The sequence below is a fragment of the Aggregicoccus sp. 17bor-14 genome, assembly GCF_009659535.1.
Classification (GTDB): Bacteria; Myxococcota; Myxococcia; order Myxococcales; family Myxococcaceae; genus Aggregicoccus.
The window spans coordinates 427862-447939 of sequence record NZ_VJZZ01000002.1 but is presented as its reverse complement, the minus strand read 5'-3'; the positions used below and the strand labels follow the sequence as shown (position 1 = coordinate 447939).

Here is a 20078-nt window from a genome sequence, read left to right as displayed (position 1 = left end):
TCACTGCGGCCAAGGAGGCTCACGCATGCTGGACGTCTACTACTGGCCCACGCCGAACGGTCACAAGGTCACGATGTTCCTCGAGGAGGCAGGGCTGCCCTACCGGCTCGTGCCCGTGGACATCGGCGCGGGGGCGCAGTTCGCGCCGGAGTTCCTGCGCATCTCGCCGAACAACAAGATGCCGGCGCTCGTGGACCCGGAGCCCGCGGGCGGCGGCGGGCCGCTCAGCGTGTTCGAGTCCGGCGCCATCCTGCTCTACCTCGCGGAGAAGACGGGGCGCTTCCTGCCGCGCGAGCCGCGCGCCCGGATGCAGACCCTCGAGTGGCTGTTCTGGCAGGTGGCGGGGTTCGGGCCGATGTTGGGGCAGAACCACCACTTCAACCGCTACGCGCCGGAGAAGATCCCCTACGCCATCGAGCGCTACGTGAAGGAGACGTCCCGGCTCTACGCGGTGCTGGACCGCCGGCTCGAGGGCCGCGACTTCATCGCCGGCGAGTACTCCATCGCGGACATGGCCGCCTACCCGTGGGTGGTGCCGCACGAGGCGCAGCAGCAGTCGCTCGAGCGCTTTCCCCACGTGAAGCGCTGGTTCGAGGCCATCCGCGAGCGCCCCGCCACGAAGCGCGCCTACGCGAAGGGCGAGGGCTTCGGCCAGCCCGGAGGCCTGATGACGCCCGAGGCGAAGAAGATCCTCTTCGGCCAGTCCGCGGACACGCTGAAGAAGTAGGCGAAGCTGTCCCCTCTCCCTCTGGGAGAGGGACGGGGTGAGGGATGAACGTCTACTTCACCGTCACCTTCCCCTCGTACGCCGTGCGCCGCTCGCCGTGGTCATCCGTGACGACGCGCAGGGTGTACGCGCCGGGCTTCAGCCCCACTGCGGCGCGCACGGTGGAGCGGCACATGCAGCGGCACGAGGCCCCGGAGAGCGCCTCCGTCAGCGTGAGGACGTGGCCCGAGAGCTTCGAGGTCACCTGCCCTTTCAGGCAGCAGCCGTGATCGAGCCGGTGCTCCACGAGCACGCCGGTGCTCAAGGTGCGCAGGCTCACGGGCGGCTCCGCACTGGCAGTGGAGCGCGTCGTGGGCGGCACGGGGAACTGCGTCCCCGCATCCGCGGAGCCTTCCGGAGCGGCGAGGCACCCCTCGATGCGCACGCGCGACTGCCCGGGCGTCGAGGGAGGCACGAGCACGGCGCCCAGCCCCGTGGGCAACGAGGGCCCGTGCACGGAGCCCGCCCCACCATCGGCCATCGCACGCGAGCTGCGAGAGGCGGCCGCAGCGCCCGCCTGACCGCCATCGGCCATCGCGCGCGAGGCCTCGGCGCCCACCTGTCTGTCGTCGCCCTCCGCCGGCGCGCCTGTCGCCGCGCCATCGCGCGCCGCGCCCGAGCCTCCCGAGGCCTCCGTCGACTGCGCCTCCGCGGGCGCAACGCCCTCCCCTTCCCTCGCCGAAGTCCCCGGCGCATCCGAGGCGCTCTGTGCCGCGGCGGGCGGCGGCGTCTGCGCCGCAGCGGGGGACTCCTGACGCCCGCGGGCGCAGGCCGCGAGCAGCACCGTGACGAGCAGCAGGTCTCTTCTCATGGGGCACTCACCACGCCGGAGGCGTTGCTCGTCTGGCCGAGGTAGTCCTGCACCTGCAGGACGCCGAAGGCGGTCGTGCCGCTCGCGAGCGACACCAGTCGCAGGTCGATGGGCTGGGTGGCATCGAAGTCCGCGGCGCCCCGGGTGGCGAGCACGTCGAAGCGGGTCTGGTCGGTGGTCGGGTCATAGATGGCGACGAGCGGCATCAGCACCGAGCCCGCTGCGGGCGAGAGCCCGCCGAGCGCGCCATCCACCTCGAGGTAGTAGGTGTCCTGGGTCACGTTGCCGCTCGCGTCGATGACCAGCACGCGCAGGGCCTGCTGGGCCTGGGCGCTGGCGTTGCGGAAGTAGGCGAAGGGGATGGTGGCGAGAACGGTGTTCCCCTCTCCCTGCGAGAGGCTCAGGTAGCCGACGCCGCTCTTCCTCCCCTGCTGCAGCTGCAGCACGGAGAGGTCCCAGCCTCCCTGCACCTGGTCGACGGAGACCTCGGCGGGACGGTCGCCCACCACCACCAGGGAGCCGTCGTCCTGGGCGAAGCCGGTGAAGAGCGTGGCCTCGGTGACGAGCGCGCCAGTGCCCGAGGCGAGCTGCCCGGTGAAGGTGGCGTCGCTGCCGCTCAGCTGGGCGTTGGCCTGATCGCTGGTGAAGACGGGCTGGGCACCCGTGCCCTGCAGGTAGCGCTGCAGGAAGGCGCGCCAGTCGGCGGCCTCGGCGAGGGAGTCGTAGGCGGGGTCGTAGAGCTGCTTCGAGCCCGGGAAGTAGATGGAGAGTCCGGTCGCGGCCGAGGTCTGCGCGCCGGCCGTCTTCGCCACCACGGCCTGGCGCAGCGCGGACTGGATGGCGTTGCTCGGGCTCGCGGCCTGGGAGGCCTGGTTGGCCATGTTCGAGGCGAGGCTGCCCAGGTCGAACATCTGGAAGGACTGCGCGGGATTGGGCGAGGCGCCGAACTCCAGCGCCGCGGTGCGCCCCCGGCCGAGCTCGCTGGCGAGGAACGCGTCCTGCGCGGGGTACACGTTCGCGAGCCCCTTCACCGCCTCGATGAGCGGGTCCAGCGCGTAGAGGTCCGTGAGCGAGAGCGTGATGGTCGCATCCGTCTTCGCCTCCTGGGCCTGCTGCAGGTAGGTGTCGATGAGCTGCTGGCCGAGCGCGACGGGCGTGGTCGAGGGCGTCTGCCGCGCGACGCCGAGCCCGGCCCAGTTCCAGCCGTGCCCGGGCTCGAGCTCCTCGGAGGCGAGCAGGTACTCGCCGTGGGGGCTGAGCGAGCGCGCCACCTCGTAGGTGGCCATGAGGCAGGCGTCGAAGCCGAGCATCGCGAACTGCTGCAGCCCGCTCGCGGTGCGGCCCGCGGCGATGGCGTCGCGCACCCGGTTGAGGTCCATGCGGTCCGTGCCGCCGGCTGCTCCCGGCGCGTCCTCGTCCACGCCGAACGCGGTCCACGCCCCGCCGTGGTCCCACATCAGCAGCGCCACGCGGTCCGCCGGGAAGGTCTTCACGCCGTAGGAGATGAAGTCCGAGAGCGAGGCGGCGCTCGCCATGTCCGTCTCGCCCAGGTCCGCGAGCTCCTCCAGCGCCCCGGTCTGCACGCGCAGCCGCTTGGTGGTGGTCCAGTTGGGAAGGCCGCCGATGGCGTCGTTGCTGAAGCCCTTCGCGCGGTCCACCTGCACGACGAGGTTGAAGCCCGGGCCGGAGCCCACGCTCATCATCTCGGTGAGGTCGCGCAGTGCGTCCGCCTCGAGGTTGTTGTCCGCGACCATGTAGACGAGCACCGTCCAGCTCTGCCCGCTGGCCGGGTGCTGCCGCGTGCTGCCGCCGCCGGGCGCAGGCTGGGGCGAGCCGCCGCCCGAGTCGCTCGAGCTGCTGCAGCCGAGCCACCCACACACCAGCGCGAGCCCCACCGCCGCGCGTACCCCTCGCCCCATCGCCCGCCCCCTTGTCCGCCGCGCCCCTCCTCATCGGGTAGTGCGGCGCGGAGGGGGCGGGCATTGGCTTCGGGGGCAGCTGCGCGCCGGGGGAGGGGCCGCTGTTCAGCGGCGGGCAGGGCTACGATAAGGAATCACTCGGGCGCAGCCGTCCCCTCGCCCCCTGGGAGAGGGTCGGGGTGAGGGATGGACGCACAGGCAATGCCGACGGACCCCGCAGAGCAGGCACGGTACGCGCAAGCATGGCGGACGCTGCGGCGCCGCGAGCTTCAGCTGCTCCTCTGCTGGGCGGGAGGGCCGCTGTGCATCTTCGTCGTGATGGCTGTGTTGAACGGGCCGCTCAGTGCATCGCGCCTGCAGCGGTGGAACGGGGGCCTGTTCTTCGGGCTCGCGATGGTCTGGGTCATCGGGGCGGGCATCGCGGCCTTCCGACATTCCACGTTCCCCTGCCCGCGCTGCAGCCGGAGCTTCTTTCTCCGCGGGCTGAGTGGGGATCACTTCGCGAGGGGGTGCATGCACTGCAAGCTGCCCAGGGGTGCACCCGGGCCCGGCGTCTCGGACTACGTCCTGAAGCGCCGCTGGCCCTTCGGGCGCTGACGAGCGCTGGCAGTGCGGCGCGCGGCGCGTTAGTCGTGCCCCCGTGAGCGCCCTCTCCTTCCCCCTGAGCCCCGAGCAGTGCCGCCGCTTCGCCGAGGAGGGCTACCTCGTGCTGCCGCGCATGGTGGACGCCGCCACCTGCGCGCAGCTGCGCGAGGAGGCCCAGGCGCACGTGCGCCATTCGCCCGAGCCCGCGGAGTACGAGGCGGACGTCGCCTACCCCGGCGCGCCCGCGAGCCGCGACGCGGAAGGAGGCCGCACCGTGCGCCGCCTCCTGCAGGCCCACGCGCGCGGGCCTCTCTTCGCCGCGTGGCTGCAGGACGCGCGCGTGCTGGGCGCCGTGAGCCAGCTGCTCGGCGGCGCGGTGAAGCAGGCGCGCGCCCACCACAACTGCGTGATGACGAAGCAGCCGCGCTTCAGCTCCGACACCGGCTGGCACCGCGACGTGCGCTACTGGGCCTTCACCTCGCACGAGCTCGTCACTTCGTGGCTCGCGCTCGGCCGCGAGTACCCCGAGAACGGCGGGCTCAAGGTGCTGCCCGGCACGCACACGCTCACGCTGCCGCCCGAGCACTACGACGCGGCGCAGTTCCTGCGGCCCGAAGTGCCGGAGAATGCAGCGCTCATTGCGCGCAGCACCGACGTGCGGCTCGAGCCGGGGGACGTGCTGCTCTTCCACGCGCGGCTCTTCCACGCGGCGAGCCGCAACCACACCGCGGAGACGAAGTACTCGGTCGTCGCCACGTACCGGCGGTTGGACAATTTGCCGAAGCCGGGGACGCGGTCGGCCGAGCGGGACTGAGCTGACTCGCTCCCGGGGGAGAGGCGCCGGTGACGCTGCTTCGCCCGGCACCCTCACCCCAGCCCTCTCCCAGAGGGAGAGGGAGGACTCGGCTGCTCCGTTGCTTCGGCGGTGCGGACCGGCGGGGCCGGGTGCAGCTTGAGAGGGGCATGGCCGCAGAGTCCCGGAAGACCGTCATCGTCGCGCTCGGCGCCAACCTCGCCATTGCCGCGGCGAAGTACCTCGCGGCCTTCCTCTCCGGCAGCTCGGCGATGCTCTCCGAGGCCATCCACTCCACCGTGGACACCGGCAACGAGCTGCTGCTGCTGCTCGGCGCCGCGCGCGCGAAGCGCCCTCCGGACGTGGACCATCCCTTCGGCCACGGCCTCGAGCTCTACTTCTGGACCTTCATCGTGGCCATCGCCGTGTTCTCCGTCGGCGGCGGCATGAGCCTCTACGAGGGCATCCACCACCTGCTGCACCCCGAGCCCCTGCAGCCCGCGGGCTGGAGCTACGCGGTGCTCGCGGTGTCCTTCGTCGCCGAGGCCCTCTCGTGGCGCGTCGCGCTGCGCAACCTGCGCGCGCGCCAGAACGGGCGCTCCTTCTGGCTCACCCTGCGCAAGTGCCGAGACCCGCAGCTCACGGCCGTCTTCTGCGAGGACAGCGCCGCGCTCGCGGGCATCGTCGTCGCGGCGGTGGGCGTGAGCCTCAGCCACGCGCTGAACAACCCGTACATCGACGGCGCGGCCTCGGTCGTCATCGGGCTGCTGCTCGCCGGGGTGGCGGTGGTGCTCGCGGGGGTGACGCGCAGCCTGCTGGTGGGCGTGCGCGCGGACCCCCTGGTGCTCGAGCGCATCGACCAGGTGGTGCGCTCGGAGCCCGGCGTCGTCGGCGTGGCGCCCCCGCTGAGCATGCACTTCGGCCCCGAGGAGGTGCTGCTCAACCTCGAGGTGCAGTTCCAGCCCGAGCGCTCCGTCGGCGAGCTCGCCGAGGCGGTGGGCCGGATGGAGCGCGGTATCCAGGAGGTGGACCCGCGCTTCACCCGCATCTTCATCGAGGTCCACACGCCATCGGGGACGGCGTAGGGACACGCGGGCTCAGCCGAACTTGCGCGCGTCGAGCACCTCGCCCTTGCGCTTGCCCTCCGCGCTCTCCACGTAGGCGCGCGCCACGGCGTCCGCGGGCATGCCCGTCACGCCCTTCATGCCCAGCGCCTGCAGGGTCTCGTTCACCCAGGGCGGGCTGACCACGTTCACCCGCACGCCGCGCGGAGCCTCGAGCGCCGCGCCGCGCACGAAGCCCTCCAGCGCCGCGTTCACCAGGCTGATGGCCGAGGCACCCTGCATCGGCTCCTGCGCGAGCACGCCGCTGGTGAGGGTGATGAAGCCGCCGTCCCGCACCCGGGCGAGCCCCAGGCGCACCACGTTCACCTGCCCCATCAGCTTGTTGCCGAGGCTCATCTGGAAGTCCTCGTCCTTCAGCTGGTCGAGCGGCTTGAAGGCGGCCGAGCCCGTGGCCGAGATGATGCCGTCCACCGGGCCCACCTCGGCGAAGAGCTTCTCCAGCGTGTCCTTCTTCGTGATGTCCGCGCTGTACTTCGCCTTGCTGCGCGCCGCCTCGAGTACCTCGTGCCGCCCCTGCAGCGCCCGCACCACGGCCGCCCCGATGGTGCCCGTGGCGCCGATGACCAGAATCCGCATGTGTGTGCCTCCTCGTCCGGCTGAGGGTGAGGAGCCCCCGCCCCCCGCGCAAACCGCGGGCGCGCTCCCCGTGGCAGGGCAGGCAGGCGGGCTGCGGGCGTGGTGGACAGAAGTGGTCCTCTCACCCGGCGTGCAATGGCGCTAGGCTCGGGGCCACTTCGGGAGCAGCGTGGCGCCCGTCACCCCCGCCACCTGGAGGTCCTCCGCATGCAGCCCCTTCCCCGCGTCCTCGAGCACCCCGCCGCCCTGCCGGACGAGGCACACCGCCACTTCGCCGCGAAGCTCTCCGTGGAGACGGACGTCTCGGACGTCGCGCACGCGCTGCGGCACGCGCCGCGCGGCTGGGTGCTGGTGGACGCGCGCTCGCCCGAGGCCTTCGCCGCGCGCCACATCCCGGGGGCGCAGAGCCTTCCCCACCGCAGCTTGAGCGCCGAGACGACGGCGCACCTCAACCGCGACGAGCTGGTGGTGGTGTACTGCTGGAGCCCGGCGTGCAACGCGGGCACGAAGGCGGCCGCGCGCTTCGGTGCGCTGGGCTTCCGGGTGAAGGAGATGCTCGGGGGCCTCGAGTACTGGGTGCGCGAGGGGCATGCCACCGAGGGCACGCACGCCGCGGGCGCGCCGCTGCTGGACGACTCGCAGCTGGGGTAGCGGAAGGGGGAGCGCCATGGGCAAGCAGGCCACGGGAGCGGTGATTCCGGTGCTCGCGGCGGGGGACGCCGGGGGCACGCTGCACCAGCAGGTGTACGCGCGAATCCGCGCCGCCATCCTCGAGGGGCACCTGCCGCCGCGCAGCCGCGTGCCCTCCAGCCGCACGCTGGCGCGCGACCTCGGGGTGAGCCGCAACACGGTGGAGGAGGCCTTCGGGAGGCTGGACGCAGAAGGCTTCCTCGAGCGGCGCGTGGGCTCGGGCAGCTACGTGGCCCTGCCCGAGCACGCGCGGCCGCCCGCGCTGCCGCCCCTGCGCGCGGTGCCGGCGGGAGTCACCGCGGGGCTCTCGCAGCGCGGCCAGCGCATGCTCGCCCAGGCGCTCGCGCCCGAGCCGCGCGCGGCCCGGCCGCTCACCCCGTGCATGCCCGCGCTGGATGCCTTTCCCACCGAGCTGTGGAGCCGCACGCTCACGCGCCAAGCGCGGCGGATGAAGGGCGATGCGCTCGCGTACGGCGAGGCCGCGGGGCTCGCGGCGCTGCGCGAGGCCGTGGCCCACTACCTCGCCACGGCGCGCGGCGTGCGCTGCGAGGCGCGGCGGGTGCTGGTGCTGCCCAGCACGCAAGCTGCGCTGGATCTCACGGCGCGCCTGCTGCTCGACGAGAGCGATGAGGTGTGGCTCGAGGAGCCGGGTTACATGGGTGCGCGCGGTGCGCTGCAGGGCGCGGGCGCGAGGGTGCGCGGCGTGCCGGTGGATGCGCAGGGGCTGGACGTGGCGGCCGGGCGCAAGCGTGCACCGGCGGCGCGGCTCGCGTACGTGACCCCGAGTCACCAGTACCCGCTCGGCGTGACGATGAGCCTGCAGCGCCGGCTCGCGCTGCTCGCGTGGGCCGCCGAGGCGCGCGCGTGGGTGGTGGAGGACGACTACGACAGCGAGTTCCGCTACGCGGAGCGCCCGCTCGCGGCCATCCAGGGGCTCGATACGGCGGGGCGCGTGCTGTACGTGGGCAGCTTCACGAAGGTGATGTTCCCGGGGCTGCGGCTCGCGTACCTCGTGCTGCCCGAGAGCCTGGTGGACGCCTTCACCGCAGCGCGGGCGCTCGCCGACGGGCACACGCCCGTGCTCGCGCAGGCGGCGATGGCCGAGTTCATGGAGGCGGGCCACTTCGCCGCGCACCTGCGCACCATGCGCGGGCTCTACGCCGAGCGGCGTGAAGCCCTGCTGGATGGACTGGAGCGCGAGTGCGGCGGAGCGCTGGAGGTGCTCGGCGATGCCGCGGGGATGCACGTGTGTGCGCGGCTCACGGGACGGCGCGACGACGAGGCGCTGACGGAGCGCGCCATCGCCAAGGGCCTGGACCCGCGCGCCCTCTCCGCGCACTTCCTCGGCAAGGAGCGCACGCCGGGGATGCTGCTGGGCTTCTCCGGCTCCCCGCCCGCGGAGCTGCGCCGGGCCGCACGCGTCCTGGGCTCGCTGCTGTGAGGTGTCCGCCGCGGCGACCTACTGATTACGAATCAGTTGCTCTTCCGCCGGGCCCAGCTGCGCTCTCGCACTCGAGTACCACGCGCTGACCGACCTGGAAGCGGTCAGCGTCTTCACTTCTCCGCAACGAAAAGACGTACAGGTCCAGTCGTGGGGAGCCATCAGCGGCTCGAGCGCGCGGCTGTGACACGGCAGGAGCGACGGGGCAGCCGCCCAGCAGAGACGCTTCGGTCAGCGCGAAGTCCTGCGTCGACAGCGCTCGAGCGAGGATCGACGCGGGGCGTCCGTCCAGCGTGAGGACGTACTCGACCTCAAAGGGAACGGCCGGCATGCGTCGACGATAGCAGGCTCCCCTCTGGTCATTGCGCGACCTGCCGGACGTCGGGCAGGTCGTCCTGCGCGGGCAGACCTGGATACGTCGCGATGCCCCTGGAGTCCGCTCGCGGGCGTGGTCTCCAGCATGCGCGCCGCGACGCAGGGAGGGGCGTCAGGACCGGAAGGGCGACGGAGCGCTGCGGGCCTCCGCGGTGGGGCGCTGCCGGTCCGCGGCGCTCAGGGGAGGCACGGAGCGGAGCACTTCACTCTGCGTGTGTGCCCCCTCGGGAGCGGACGGCCGCGACGCGCAAAAACGTAAAATAGGATTTTACGTTTTTGCATCACGCGCCCTTCCGCGCCCGGGAGGGGCGTCTCCTTTCGAGACAGCCGTCCACGCGTCGTGGACGGCTGCTCTCCCTCGGAGAAGCCCCGTTCCCTCCCGGCCTCTCCTTCTCGAGGCCGTGCTCCTCGCGCCACTCTCGCGTGTCCCCCGAGGTGCACGCGCTGCAGGTGTGGCGCTCACTTCACCGCCTCGGTGGTACCGCGACCGAACTGAAGTGGTTCAGCGCCCCTTGTCGAAGAGCCCGGGCACGCCGAGCTGCTTCGCGCGCACGGCAAACGCCTTACGGATGATGCCGGGGAAGCTGCCAGGCAGCAGCCGCTTCGCGCGCCAGCCCCAGCGCGAGTCCGCCTGCGGCATCACGTACAGCGCCCCGCGCTCCACGCCGCGCAGCGCGGCCTGCGCCACCTGATCCGCGTTCATGGAGCCCGACTCGAGCACCTTGTCGAAGAAGACCTGGAACTCCTCGGACCCGCGAGCCGCCTTGCCGATGTTCGTCTTGAAGAAGGTGGGGCACAGCGCAGTGACGCCGATGCCCGTGCCCAGCAGCTCCGCGGCGAGCGTCTCGCTCAGGGACACCACCGCCGCCTTGCTTGCGTTGTACGCGCCCATGTACGGCGCCGAGCCGAAGGCGGCCGCCGAGGCGATGTTCAGGACGTGCCCACTGCCCTGCGCGCGCAGCCGCGGCACGAAGGCATGCAGCCCGTGCACCACGCCCCACAGGTTCACGTCCAGCACCCACTTCCAGTCGGCGAGCGACATCTCCCCCACCCGCCCCACCGCCGCCACGCCCGCGTTGTTGATGAACAGGTCCGCTCCGCCGAGCCGCGTCCACGCCTCCTCGGCGAGTGCCTGCACGGACTCGGCGCGCGTCACGTCGCACGCGGCCGCGTGTGCCTCGGAGCCGGAGGGCAGCGCGGCCGCGGCGGACTGCGCGTCCTCGAGCCGAAGGTCACTGAGCAGCAGGCGCGCACCGCGCTGCGAGAGCTGATGGGCGAAGGCGCGCCCCAGGCCGCCTCCTGCTCCGGTGATGACCACGCGCGGGTTCTTCGGCAGCGCCATCGTGGGCTCCTCTTCGAGGTTCCGTCTCATCTAAGCAGTCCCGCTGCGGGGAGGGACAGCGCTGTGTGCCCGGGGGAGGCGGGCTGCGCGGCGCGGACATCCCTCACCCTCTCCCAGGGGGAAGAGGGGACACCGACGCGGCTTCGCCCGCTTCCCTCGGCTAGCGCGCGGCAGCCGGGGACTGCGAGGGCGCGCGGTCGTTGCGGTAAACGACGCCCTCCTTCATCACGAAGAACACCTGCTCGGTGCGGCGGATGTCCTGCAGGGGGTCTCCGGGAACGGCGACCACGTCCGCGAGCTTGCCGGGCTCCAACGTCCCCAGCCGCTCCTGCACGCCGAGCAACTCCGCGGTGCTCAGGGTCCCTGCGCGCAGCGCCTGCGCCGGGGTCATCCCCGCCTCGACCAGGAGCCGGAACTCGCCTGCGTTGCGCCCGTGCGCGAAGACGCCCGCGTCCGTGCCCAGCGCGATGCGCACGCCGCGCGCGAGCGCCTTGTGCATCACCTCGCGCACCTTGCCCGCCACCGCCTGCACCTTGGGCACCACCTCGGGCGGCAAGAGCCCCTTCTCCATCCGCTCCTTCACGCCCTGGAAGGCCATCAGCGTGGGCACGAACCAGGTCCCCTTCTGCTTCATCAAGTTGAGCGTCTCGTCGTCGAGGAAGGAGCCGTGCTCGATGCTGTCCACGCCCGCCTTCACCGCGCGCTTCGCGCCCTCGGTCCCGTGCGCATGGGCCGCCACCTTGCGGCCGCGCGAGTGGGCCTCGTCCACCACGGCGTCCAGCTCCGCCTGGGTGAGCTGCGGGTTCTGCACGTCGCCGTTCAGGCTGAGCACGCCGCCCGTCGCGCACACCTTGATGACGTCCGCGCCGTACTTGATGTTCTCGCGCACCTTGTGGCGCAGGGCATCCGGCCCATCCGCCACGGCGTCCGCCGCGTCGGGCGCGATGGCCCCCTTGCGCCAGCTGTTGCCGCCGTCGCAGTGGCCGCCGGTGGAGCCGATGGCGTTCACCGCGGTGAGGATGCGCGGCGACTCGATGAGCCCGCGCGCGCTGCCGTTGCGCAGGCCCACGTCGATGAAGTCCGAGGCGCCCAGGTTGCGCACGGTGGTGAAGCCCGCGCGCAGCGTGGCGCGCAGGTAGGGCAGCGCGTCCAGCGTCTGCTCGGGCACGGTGCGCTGCAGGCCGTCGATGACGTCCTGGCGCCAGTCGTCTCCCGGCTGTCCCGTCACGTGGGTGTGCGCATCCATGAAGCCGGGCAGCAGCGTCGCATCGCCCAGGTCCACCACCTGCGCCCCCGCGGGCACGGCCGCGCCCGCGCCCACCGCCTGTACCTTGCCGCCCACCACCACCACCTGACCGGGGCTCACCATGCGCCCGGCGCGCGGGTCGTAGAGGCGCTGCGCGCGCAGCACGTACGCGGTCGGCGGCGGCGCGGGCTCGGCAGCAAGGGTGGGAAGCGAGACGGCGACCAGAGCCAGCAGGAGGGCCTTGCGCATGGCCGCGACTCTAGCGGCTCAGGGCGTGCCCTCGGAAGCGCGCGCGGGCTTGAACACCACGTCGGTGAAGGTGACGGTGGAGCGGCGGTGTCTGCGCACGAAGAGCAGGCCGCCGTCGCCCTCGCCCACGATGCGCTGCACCACGGCGCCCACGCCGGGCTCCACGCGGAAGCGCATCTCCACGTCGATGCGGTCCACGAGGCTGCTCTGGTACTTCGTGGGGCGCAGCCGCAGCCACTGCAGCATCGCGGTCTGCGGGTCCACCACCGCGTCCCCCACCATCACGTCCGTGCCCTTGCGGTCCGCGGGCTCGAAGTGGACGACCACCTTGGTGGGGTCGTTCTTGTCGGGCCCGACCAGGGTGAAGTGGTGCAGCGGCTGGCTTCGCGCGATGAAGGGCACCGGGAAGGAGAGCCCCTTCTCGTTCTTCTTCTGGTCCTCCGCCTGCCCGCGCTTCTCCAGCTCGGCGCGCGTCTTCTCGGTGGTGTCCTGGCCGTCGTCCTCGGCGTGCACCAGCTGCGCCACGCGTCGCTCGCCCTCGTGGTGCACGCGGGTGACGCGCAGCTTGTTGTGCTTCACCCGCCCCTTGCCATCCAGCTCCTCGGTGAAGGAGGTCATGGTGAAGGAGGAGAGGCGCTCCTCGAGCAGCTCCTCGGAGTCCGGCGTGTTGTACGCGAGCCGGTGCAGCAGGTCGGCCAGGTTCACCTGGGCGGCCGCGGGCGGGGGCGCCACGTGCACCGGCGGCGGGGTGGGCTGCGCGCTCTGCGCGAGCGCGGGCGGGGCGAGCAGGGGCAGCAGTGCGAGGAGCAGCGGTGGTCGGCGCATGGAGGAGCTCGCAGGGCGGGGCGCACCGGGGCGCCAGGGGACAATGTGCAGCCCCCCCGGCTCTCGAACACCCTTTCCGCAGTCAACGGTTCACTCCCGGAAGGCCCCCCCTGTCCCGCGGGTCCATGGCCGGGAGCCTGAGGCGGACCCGGCTGACGCCTGCCTGACGTTCGGCCAGGCGAGCAGGGGGGTGGGCCCCGGCTACGCGCTCCCATCACCCGAGGCCATCGCAGCCCTGCACACACGGGTGGCCAGCGGCGCTGCGGGACGGCATATCCGTACGGGTGAGCGACCCCTCCCCCTCAGCCCGCGGCGCGCGACTCGCATCCCTCGCGGTGGCCAGCGCGCTGTTCATGGAGTTCATCGACTCCACGGCCCTGTCCACCGCGCTGCCGGCCCTGTCCGCAGCATTCGGCACGGACCCGCTGCACCTGAAGCTGGCCCTCACCTCGTACCTCCTCGCGCTGGCGGTCCTCACCCCCGCGAGCGGCTGGGTGGCCGAGCGCTACGGCCCGCGCCGCGTCTTCCAGGTGGCGATGGGCATCTTCCTCGTGGGCTCGGTGCTCTGCGGCTTCTCGCACTCGCTCGCCCAGCTGGTGGCCTGCCGGACGCTGCAGGGCCTGGGTGGCGCGCTGATGACGCCGGTGGGTCGGCTCATCGTGGTGAACAACGCTCCGCGCGAGCGGCTCGTCTCGGCGATGAGCTGGTTCACCATGCCCGCCCTCGTGGGGCCGCTGGTGGGCCCGCCGCTCGCGGGCTTCATCCTGGGCGTCGCGGACTGGCCGTGGATCTTCTTCATCAACGTGCCGGTGGGCCTCCTGGGCATGCTCGCGGTGCAGCGCTTCGTGCCGCGCACGCAGCCGGCGCACCCGGGGCCCTTCGACCGCACGGGCTTCCTGCTCTCGGCGGTCGCCATCACGGCGATCGTGGGCGCGGCGGAGACGGTGGGCGCGGGCATGGTGCCGGTGGCGCTGCAGGTCTCGCTCGCGGCAGCGGGCGTCGGCGCGAGCGCGGCGTACGTGTGGCACGCGAAGCGCGCGGGGCGCCCGGTGCTGGACCTGCGGCTGCTCAAGTACGACACCTTCCGCGCGAGCCTCGTGGGCGGCACGCTGGTACGCATCGGCCTGGGCGCGACCCCCTTCCTCCTGCCCCTGCTCTTCCAGGTGGCCCTGGGCTGGAGCCCGCTGCTCACCGGCTTCATCACCCTGGGCAACGGCCTGGGCGCGATGGCGTGCAAGCCGGTGGCGCCCGGGGTCATCCGCCGCTTCGGCTTCCGCCAGGTGCTGCTCGTCTCCAACATCGTCGCCGCGCTCCTCACCGCGCTGCCCGCGCTGTTCGGGGTGGGCACACCCATGGGGCTCATCGCGGCGGCGCTGCTGGTGAGCGGCTTCGTGCGCTCGCTGCAGTTCACCGCGCTCAACACGGTCGCCTACGCGGACGTGCCGCGCACGAGCATCAGCAGCGCCTCCACGCTCGCGGTGGTGACGCAGCAGGTGGGCGTGAGCCTGGGCATCAGCTTCGGCGGCCTCATGCTGCACGTGGCGCGCGGCGGGCACGAGGCAGCGCTCACCCCGGGTCGCTTCGTGCTGCCCTTCGTGGCCATCGGCGTGGTGTCCATGCTCGCGGGGCCGGTGTACCGGCGGCTGCGGCCGGACGCGGGCGCGGGCATCGGCGGCAGGGCGGTGCCTCAGCCGCAGCGCGAACAGCGGGCGGCGTGAGCGTCAGCCCGCGGGCCAGCGCTCCGCGAGCGCCACCGCGTTGCCCAGCGCGTGCATGAGGAAGCACAGGAGCACCGAGCGCGCCTGCGCGCGCGCCGCGCCCAGCACCAGCCCGTCCAGGAAGATGAGCGCCATGGAGAGCGGCGCGTACTGCAGGTGCAGCACGGCGAAGAGGGCCGCGCTCACCACGAGTGCACCGGCAGTGCCCAGCCGCGTGCGCTCGAGCTGCCCGAAGAGCAGGCCGCGAAAGAGCAACTCCTCTGCCGCCGGCGCGAACAGCAGGATGCCCACCGCGCGCAGCCACAGCGCTGCCCCCGTGTAGCTCCAGCGCTGCACGGGCTCCTCGCCGAGCCAGGGCGCGGCGTACTGTCCCAGCGCCACCCACAGCCCCCAGCCCGCGAGCCACAGGACTCCTGCGAGCGCAGGAGGCGGCACGAGCCGCAGGTCCTCGCGCGGCGAGAGGCGCTTCGCGCGCGAGACCCCCGCGACGACGAGAATCGTCACCAGGGGCGCGGCGACCTGCACGAGCGTGGAGCGGAGCCCGGGCGTCACGGCCTAGAGGGAGAAGCGCAGGCCCACGCGCTCGTGCAGCAGGTGCACGTTGGTGCCGAGCATGCGCGTGTACAGGTACGAGCCGCTCAGCGTGACGGCGAACCAGCGCGTGGGCTGCCACGCGAGGCCCATCCACAGCTCCGGCGCGACGTGCCCCTTCGTCTCGAGGTTCGGGTCGTCGTCCCCGCCGCCACCGAAGTCGCCGTCGTGATGGAAGCCCTGCGCCTGGCGCAGCCCCTGCGCGGTGACCAGCGGCTGGCCGAGCAGCCCGCGACCCGCTCCCACCCCGCCCAGCCGCAGGCCCGCCCCGAGGAAGGGCACCCAGTGCTGATCCGCGTCGCTGCGCCAGCGGTAGAGCAGCCCGGGGGTGATGCCCAGCTCCGTGAACTGCATCGGGTCGCTTCCACCCGCGCTCAGGTCCAGCGGAAGGCGGAAGGCCCAGTGCGCGCCCAGGTCCAGCTGCAGCGCCGCCTGCAGGCTCAGGCCCGAGGTGCTCCCCCCCAGCCCCTTGGCCTGGAAGGCGCCGATGGACAGGGGCTCCAGGCTGATGCCGGTGCCGAAGTGGCCCGAGCGCGGCAAGGGCGCGGGCAGCTCCGCAGGCGGGGTCGCGGCGGCGAGCGTCGTGAGCAGCAGGGGCAGGAGCATGGGGAGCGACCCTAGCGCACTGCGCGCGGTGCAGACATGCGCCCACCCGGGCCTCCGGCGGCCGCCCTCCGGGGCTGCCCGGAAGCCCGGATTTCTGCGTATCCTGCGCGCCCGCCCCGACCATGAGCTCCCGTCCGCTGTTCCTTGGCATCGACCTCGGTACGACCAACTCCACCGCGGCCGTCTTCGACGGCGAGGAGGTGACCCTGGTGCGCAACGCGCTGGGCACCGCCCTCACGCCCTCCGTGGTGCGCATCGACGCCGCGGGCCGCACCACGGTGGGGCACAAGGCGCGCCGGCTGCTGGAGACCGACCCCGCCAACACCCGCTCCGAGTTCAAGCGGCTGATGGGCACGTCCCAGGCGCTGGAGTTCCCCGCGGCGAAGCTCACGCGCCGCCCCGAGGAGCTCGCGGCCGAGGTCCTGCGCTCGCTGCGCGCGGACGTGCAGCAGCAGCTCGGCGTGGCGCCCGAGCGCGCGGTCATCTCGGTGCCCGCGCTCTTCGAGCTGCCCCAGAGCGCCGCCACCTCGGAGGCCGCGCGGCTCGCGGGCTTCGAGCGCGTGGAGCTCATCCAGGAGCCGGTGGCCTCGGCCATCGCCGCCGGGTGGCGCGCGGGCGAGGACGTGGGCGCCTGGCTCGTCTACGACCTGGGCGGTGGCACCTTCGACGCCTCGCTGCTCGAGACGCGCGAGGGGCTCTTGCGCGTGGTGGGCCACGATGGTGACAACTTCCTGGGCGGGCGTGACTTCGACTGGAGCCTCGTGGACCGCCTGCTCGCGGAGCTCGAGGCGCAGCAGGGCGTGCGCATCAGCCGCGCGGACCCTGCGCACGCGGCGGCCCTGCGCCAGCTGAAGCTCGCGGTGGAGGAGGCGAAGATCGAGCTGAGCCGCGCCCCCGAGGTGCCGCTGCTGCTGCCCGGCCTCTTCCGCACCGGGAGCGGCGCGGTGGACCTGGACACGGTGCTCACCCGCGAGGCGGTGCGCGAGGCGTGCACGCCGCTCGTGGACCGCTCGGTCGCAGTCTGCCTGCGGCTGCTCAAGGCGCACGGCCTCGAGCCCTCGCAGGTGTCGCGCCTCGTGCTCGTGGGCGGCCCCACGCAGGCGCCCTTCGTGCGCGAGCGGCTCGCGGAGCTGCTGGGCGTCCCCTTCCAGGAGCAGCTGGACCCGATGACCCTCGTGGGCCAGGGGGCCGCGCTCTACGCCGGCACCGCGGGCCTGGACGCGCGGCCCGCGCCGAAGGAGGCCGAGACGGGGCGCGCGCTGTGGCTGCAGTACCCGGCGATGACCGCGGACCCCACCCCCTACGTGCTCGGCCGCCTCGCGGAGGCCACGGGCGGCGCTGCGCCCGCGACGGTGCAGCTCGCGCGCGAGGACGGGGGCTGGACGAGCCCGCCGCTGCCCCTGAGCGCCGAGGGTGCGTTCGCGGCACCCGTGGAGCTGCGGGTGCGCCAGCGCAGCACCTTCCTCGTGACGGGTACGGGCGCGCGCGGCGAGCCGGTGGCGCTGCGCCCCTCGCGCTTCAGCATCGTGCACGGGCTCACGCTGAGCGACCCGCCCCTCTCGCGCACGCTCGGCGTGGCGCTCGCGGACGACCGGGTGCGCGTGTACTTCGAGCGCGGCACGCCCCTGCCCAGCCGCCGCACCTTCCGCCACCACACCGTGCAGGCGGTGGCCAAGGGCGCCGCGGGCGCGCTGGTGCGCATCCCCATCATCCAGGGCGAGTACGAGCTCGCGCACCTGTGCCGCGAGGTCGGCGTGCTCGAGGTGCGCGGCGACAAGCTGGGCGCGACGCTGTCCGCAGGCAGCCCCGTGGAGCTCACCCTCGAGCTGGACCGCGGCGGGCGCCTCTCGGCGCGCGCGCTGCTGCCCGCGACGGGGCAGGTGTTCGAGGAGGTGGCGCGGCTGCTCGTCCCGGATGCGGACCCCGAGGCCCTAGCGGAGCTCGCCCGCGGGCTGCGCACGCGCCTCGCCCGCGCGCGGCAGGCGGCCTTCCGCAGCGCGGCGGCGCCCACGCTCGCCCTGCTCGCGAGCGCGGACGAGCAGCTGCTGGACGCCGAGCGCGATGCGGCGGCGGCCAGCGGAGGCGACGCGGACGCAGGGCAGAAGGCGCGCCGCACGCTGCTGGAGCTGGAGGCGGCGCTGGATGCGCTCGAGGCCGAGCGGATGTGGCCCGAGCTGGAGGCCGAGGCCCGCGCGGACGTCGCCTGGTGCATCGACTGGGTGTCCAGCTTCGGCACCCCCGAGGAGCAGCAGCTGCTGCGCGACACCGTGACGGCCTTCGAGCGCGCACGCACCGCGCGCCAGGTGGCCGAGCTGCAGCGCCAGCGCCGCGCGGTGGTGCGGCTGGGCAACGCGGCCTTCTTCCGCCACCCGAAGGCGTGGGAGTGGATGTTCGAGGACGCCGCGAGCCGCGCGGACGACGCCACCGACCTGCCGCGCGCCCAGGCGCTGGTGAGCGCGGGGCGCGAGGCGCTCGCGCGCAAGGATGCGGGCCGCCTGCGCGACGTCGTCGGCGAGTTGCGCAGCCTGCTGCCGGTGGATGCGCAGTCGCAGCAGCTCGCCCACCGCTCGGGGCTGCGATGAGCGGCGCCCCCCTGCTGGCCGAGCTGGTGCGTGAGAACGCCTTCCTGGTCCTGGGGCTCGCCCCGGGCTGCAGCCGCATGGAGGTGGAGCGCGAGGGCGCGCGCCTGCTCGCGGCGCTCGAGCTGAAGCTGCAGGACGCGGCGCAGTTCGCCACCCCGCTGGGGCCGGAGCCGCGCACCCCCGAGCGCGTGCGGCGCGCGCTCGCGGACCTGCGCGACCCGGCCCGCCGCCTGCTGCACGAGTGGGTGGCGCGTCAGGCCGCCGCACTGGCGCCCGCGGACCCTGCACCCCGCACCGCCACGCCGTGGCGCGGCGCCCCGGCGGCGCTCGGCTTCGGCCGCCGGAGGGCACCTTGATTCCCATCGGTCCCCTCATCTGGCTCGCCGTCCGCGCCGCGCAGAGCCGCCAGGGCCCTCAGGCCGGGCGGGTGGCGCGCACCTACGGGGTGGGGCAGGACCTAACCCTGCTCGGCGTCGTCTGGTACGTGCTCGCGGGCCTCGTGCTCGTCCTCAACCTCGTGGCCCACTCGGCGGGGGACCTGGCCGCGGGGGCCGAGGCCGTGTGGTGGCTCGTCGCCGCGCTGATGTTCGCGCCCTGGACGGGGGTGCGCCACCTCGTGGTGCCCCTCGGAATGCCGCGGCTCGCGTACTGGCTCGCGGCGCCTCCGGACCTGCGCTTCCTGCGCGACGGCACGGGCCGCAAGGCGCTCGCGGCCGCGTGGGCGCTGCTCTACCGGCGCAGCCCGCCCACTCCCAAGCAAGTGGCCTGGCTGGAGCGAAAGCTGGGCGAGGTGCAGGAGCTGCGCCCCACGCTGCTGCTCGCGCGCGGCCTCCTCGCCGTCGCGCAGGGCGACGAGGCCCGGGCGCGCGTGCTCCTCGAGGGCCTGGACACCTTCGACAAGCGGGTGTGCCCTCCCCTCGTGCTGCGCACGGCGAGCACCTGGCTCGCAGCGCAGGCGGCCGAGGCCGGAGACTGGGAGCGCGTGCTGCAGCTGTGCGCGCAGGGCCCGCGGCGCTGTCCGAACCTGTGGCTGCTCTCCGCGCTCGCGTCGCGCGCGCTGGGGAAGCGCCGTGCACCCTCGCCTGCCTCGCTCTGGGCGCGCTGGGTCCTCGCGGGGGGGTGGTGGCGCACCTTCGGGTTCGTGCGGCAGCTCGCGCGCCCCCTGCCCTGGCCGGAGCCCACGCCCGCGGCCCCCACGGGCGCTCCCGAGACCGTCGCCTTTGCCCTGCACGTCGGGCTGTGGCGCGCGGCGGGCGGCGCAGACGCACTGGGGACGGTGGGCGCGCGCTGGGACGCGGCGCTCGCGGACGAGGGAGCCCGCACGCGCTTCTTCCAGCGCGCCGCGGAGCTGGGCGTGCCGGGCGCGGAGGGGGTGATGCTGCGGCTGCGCGAGGCGGCGGGCGCGGACCTCGCGGCGCTCGCCGAGGCGCAGGGCACGGTGCTGGACATCCGCGCCCCGCAGGGCTCGCTGCTGCACGCGGCGGCCTGGCAGCAGCGCGAGCGCCTCTACGAGGAGCTGCGCCGCTCGCTCACCGCCATGGAGCACCGCGCGAAAGAGGGCGAGCTGCTCGAGCCGCACGAGGAGTGGCGCGACTTCCGCCGGGTGCGCGCCCTCTACCAGCAGCTCGCCGAGACGCACTCCACGGACCGGCGCGCCGCCTTCTACGAGACGCACGATCGGCTCTGTAACTACGGCGTGCAGCTCTTCAACGTCGAGTCGCAGCGCCCCTTCGGCAACGCCATCTTCCGCTTCCTCCTGGAGGAGGCGCGCACGGTGGGGCACGGCCCGTCCATCACCACGCAGGAGCGCAACGTCCGCGTCGGCTGGTAGCACGGGGG

Annotated in this window: 17 protein-coding genes; 9 read left to right on the top strand and 8 right to left on the bottom strand. The window is 73.6% G+C overall.

Going from position 1 to position 20078, the window contains the following annotated elements:
- The first annotated feature begins 25 nt into the window (after positions 1 to 25).
- Entirely contained in the window at positions 26 to 727 is a 702-nt protein-coding gene (locus FGE12_RS05830; protein WP_153865273.1) for a glutathione S-transferase N-terminal domain-containing protein, read from the top strand.
- A 52-nt stretch (positions 728 to 779) separates the two neighbouring features.
- Here the strand turns inward: FGE12_RS05830 and FGE12_RS05825 are convergent, their stop codons facing one another.
- A complete protein-coding gene (locus FGE12_RS05825) occupies positions 780 to 1577 on the bottom strand; it encodes a hypothetical protein (RefSeq protein WP_153865272.1) in 798 nt (265 codons plus the stop codon).
- Complete coding sequence (locus FGE12_RS05820; protein WP_153865271.1) at positions 1574 to 3496, bottom strand: clostripain-related cysteine peptidase; 1923 nt, start codon at positions 3494 to 3496, stop codon at positions 1574 to 1576. The genes FGE12_RS05825 and FGE12_RS05820 overlap by 4 nt, the downstream gene beginning before the upstream one ends.
- 640 nt (positions 3497 to 4136) lie before the next feature.
- Here FGE12_RS05820 and FGE12_RS05815 point away from each other — a divergent pair.
- A complete protein-coding gene (locus FGE12_RS05815; protein WP_370458892.1) occupies positions 4137 to 4895 on the top strand; it encodes a phytanoyl-CoA dioxygenase family protein in 759 nt (252 codons plus the stop codon).
- Between the two features lie 149 nt (positions 4896 to 5044).
- Positions 5045 to 5959, top strand: coding sequence for a cation diffusion facilitator family transporter (locus tag FGE12_RS05810; RefSeq protein ID WP_153865269.1), 915 nt, complete (start codon positions 5045 to 5047; stop codon positions 5957 to 5959).
- 12 nt (positions 5960 to 5971) lie between these two features.
- Here FGE12_RS05810 and FGE12_RS05805 read toward each other — a convergent pair whose 3' ends face one another.
- The gene (locus FGE12_RS05805) at positions 5972 to 6574 is read right to left on the bottom strand and encodes a short chain dehydrogenase (protein WP_153865267.1); all 603 of its coding nucleotides are present in this window, start codon (positions 6572 to 6574) and stop codon (positions 5972 to 5974) included.
- 207 nt (positions 6575 to 6781) lie between these two features.
- On the opposite strand from FGE12_RS05805, the gene FGE12_RS05800 reads away from it, so the two are divergent.
- The gene (locus FGE12_RS05800) at positions 6782 to 7225 is read left to right on the top strand and encodes a rhodanese-like domain-containing protein (protein ID WP_153865266.1); all 444 of its coding nucleotides are present in this window, start codon (positions 6782 to 6784) and stop codon (positions 7223 to 7225) included.
- 16 nt (positions 7226 to 7241) lie between these two features.
- Entirely contained in the window at positions 7242 to 8705 is a 1464-nt protein-coding gene (locus tag FGE12_RS05795; protein ID WP_194797617.1) for a PLP-dependent aminotransferase family protein, read from the top strand.
- Positions 8706 to 9582: 877 nt separating this feature from the next.
- Here FGE12_RS05795 and FGE12_RS05790 read toward each other — a convergent pair.
- The 3 genes from FGE12_RS05790 to FGE12_RS05780 all read right to left on the bottom strand — a co-directional run bounded on the left by FGE12_RS05790 (position 9583) and on the right by FGE12_RS05780 (position 12742).
- On the bottom strand, positions 9583 to 10452 hold the full coding sequence (locus FGE12_RS05790; protein ID WP_228530586.1) for an SDR family oxidoreductase: 870 nt from the start codon (positions 10450 to 10452) through the stop codon (positions 9583 to 9585).
- A gap of 130 nt (positions 10453 to 10582) precedes the next feature.
- Positions 10583 to 11917, bottom strand: a complete 1335-nt coding sequence (locus FGE12_RS05785) for an amidohydrolase family protein (protein WP_153865262.1) — start codon at positions 11915 to 11917, stop codon at positions 10583 to 10585.
- 18 nt (positions 11918 to 11935) lie between these two features.
- Complete coding sequence (locus tag FGE12_RS05780; RefSeq protein WP_153865260.1) at positions 11936 to 12742, bottom strand: hypothetical protein; 807 nt, start codon at positions 12740 to 12742, stop codon at positions 11936 to 11938.
- A 353-nt stretch (positions 12743 to 13095) separates the two neighbouring features.
- Between FGE12_RS05780 and FGE12_RS05775 the strand changes: the two genes are divergently transcribed.
- Complete coding sequence (locus tag FGE12_RS05775; RefSeq protein ID WP_153865517.1) at positions 13096 to 14460, top strand: DHA2 family efflux MFS transporter permease subunit; 1365 nt, start codon at positions 13096 to 13098, stop codon at positions 14458 to 14460.
- Positions 14461 to 14463: 3 nt separating this feature from the next.
- Here FGE12_RS05775 and FGE12_RS30865 read toward each other — a convergent pair whose 3' ends face one another.
- Both FGE12_RS30865 and FGE12_RS05765 read right to left on the bottom strand, forming a co-directional pair.
- On the bottom strand, positions 14464 to 15012 hold the full coding sequence (locus FGE12_RS30865; RefSeq protein ID WP_153865258.1) for a CPBP family intramembrane glutamic endopeptidase: 549 nt from the start codon (positions 15010 to 15012) through the stop codon (positions 14464 to 14466).
- Positions 15013 to 15015: 3 nt separating this feature from the next.
- Positions 15016 to 15657 (bottom strand): hypothetical protein, encoded by a 642-nt coding sequence (locus tag FGE12_RS05765; protein WP_153865257.1) that lies wholly within the window; start codon positions 15655 to 15657, stop codon positions 15016 to 15018.
- Between the two features lie 122 nt (positions 15658 to 15779).
- On the opposite strand from FGE12_RS05765, the gene FGE12_RS05760 reads away from it, so the two are divergent.
- The 3 genes from FGE12_RS05760 to FGE12_RS05750 are packed head-to-tail and all read left to right on the top strand — an operon-like array spanning position 15780 to position 20070.
- Positions 15780 to 18239, top strand: a complete 2460-nt coding sequence (locus FGE12_RS05760; RefSeq protein ID WP_153865255.1) for an Hsp70 family protein — start codon at positions 15780 to 15782, stop codon at positions 18237 to 18239.
- The gene (locus FGE12_RS05755) at positions 18236 to 18595 is read left to right on the top strand and encodes a hypothetical protein (RefSeq protein ID WP_153865254.1); all 360 of its coding nucleotides are present in this window, start codon (positions 18236 to 18238) and stop codon (positions 18593 to 18595) included. Before FGE12_RS05760 ends, FGE12_RS05755 begins: the two co-directional genes overlap by 4 nt.
- Positions 18592 to 20070, top strand: a complete 1479-nt coding sequence (locus tag FGE12_RS05750) for a hypothetical protein (protein ID WP_153865252.1) — start codon at positions 18592 to 18594, stop codon at positions 20068 to 20070. Before FGE12_RS05755 ends, FGE12_RS05750 begins: the two co-directional genes overlap by 4 nt.
- The last annotated feature ends 8 nt before the right edge of the window (positions 20071 to 20078 follow it).

Excerpts from the sequence above, each read along its gene's own strand:
- FGE12_RS05830 (WP_153865273.1), top strand. The coding sequence starts at position 26 with ATGCTGGACGTCTACTACTGGCCCACGCCGAACGGTCACAAGGTCACG.
- FGE12_RS05825 (WP_153865272.1), bottom strand. The coding sequence starts at position 1,577 with ATGAGAAGAGACCTGCTGCTCGTCACGGTGCTGCTCGCGGCCTGCGCC.
- FGE12_RS05820 (WP_153865271.1), bottom strand. The coding sequence starts at position 3,496 with ATGGGGCGAGGGGTACGCGCGGCGGTGGGGCTCGCGCTGGTGTGTGGG.
- FGE12_RS05810 (WP_153865269.1), top strand. The coding sequence starts at position 5,045 with ATGGCCGCAGAGTCCCGGAAGACCGTCATCGTCGCGCTCGGCGCCAAC.
- FGE12_RS05805 (WP_153865267.1), bottom strand. The coding sequence starts at position 6,574 with ATGCGGATTCTGGTCATCGGCGCCACGGGCACCATCGGGGCGGCCGTG.
- FGE12_RS05800 (WP_153865266.1), top strand. The coding sequence starts at position 6,782 with ATGCAGCCCCTTCCCCGCGTCCTCGAGCACCCCGCCGCCCTGCCGGAC.
- FGE12_RS05795 (WP_194797617.1), top strand. The coding sequence starts at position 7,242 with ATGGGCAAGCAGGCCACGGGAGCGGTGATTCCGGTGCTCGCGGCGGGG.
- FGE12_RS05790 (WP_228530586.1), bottom strand. The coding sequence starts at position 10,452 with ATGAGACGGAACCTCGAAGAGGAGCCCACGATGGCGCTGCCGAAGAAC.
- FGE12_RS05785 (WP_153865262.1), bottom strand. The coding sequence starts at position 11,917 with ATGCGCAAGGCCCTCCTGCTGGCTCTGGTCGCCGTCTCGCTTCCCACC.
- FGE12_RS05780 (WP_153865260.1), bottom strand. The coding sequence starts at position 12,742 with ATGCGCCGACCACCGCTGCTCCTCGCACTGCTGCCCCTGCTCGCCCCG.
- FGE12_RS05775 (WP_153865517.1), top strand. The coding sequence starts at position 13,096 with ATGGAGTTCATCGACTCCACGGCCCTGTCCACCGCGCTGCCGGCCCTG.
- FGE12_RS05765 (WP_153865257.1), bottom strand. The coding sequence starts at position 15,657 with ATGCTCCTGCCCCTGCTGCTCACGACGCTCGCCGCCGCGACCCCGCCT.
- FGE12_RS05760 (WP_153865255.1), top strand. The coding sequence starts at position 15,780 with ATGAGCTCCCGTCCGCTGTTCCTTGGCATCGACCTCGGTACGACCAAC.
- FGE12_RS05755 (WP_153865254.1), top strand. The coding sequence starts at position 18,236 with ATGAGCGGCGCCCCCCTGCTGGCCGAGCTGGTGCGTGAGAACGCCTTC.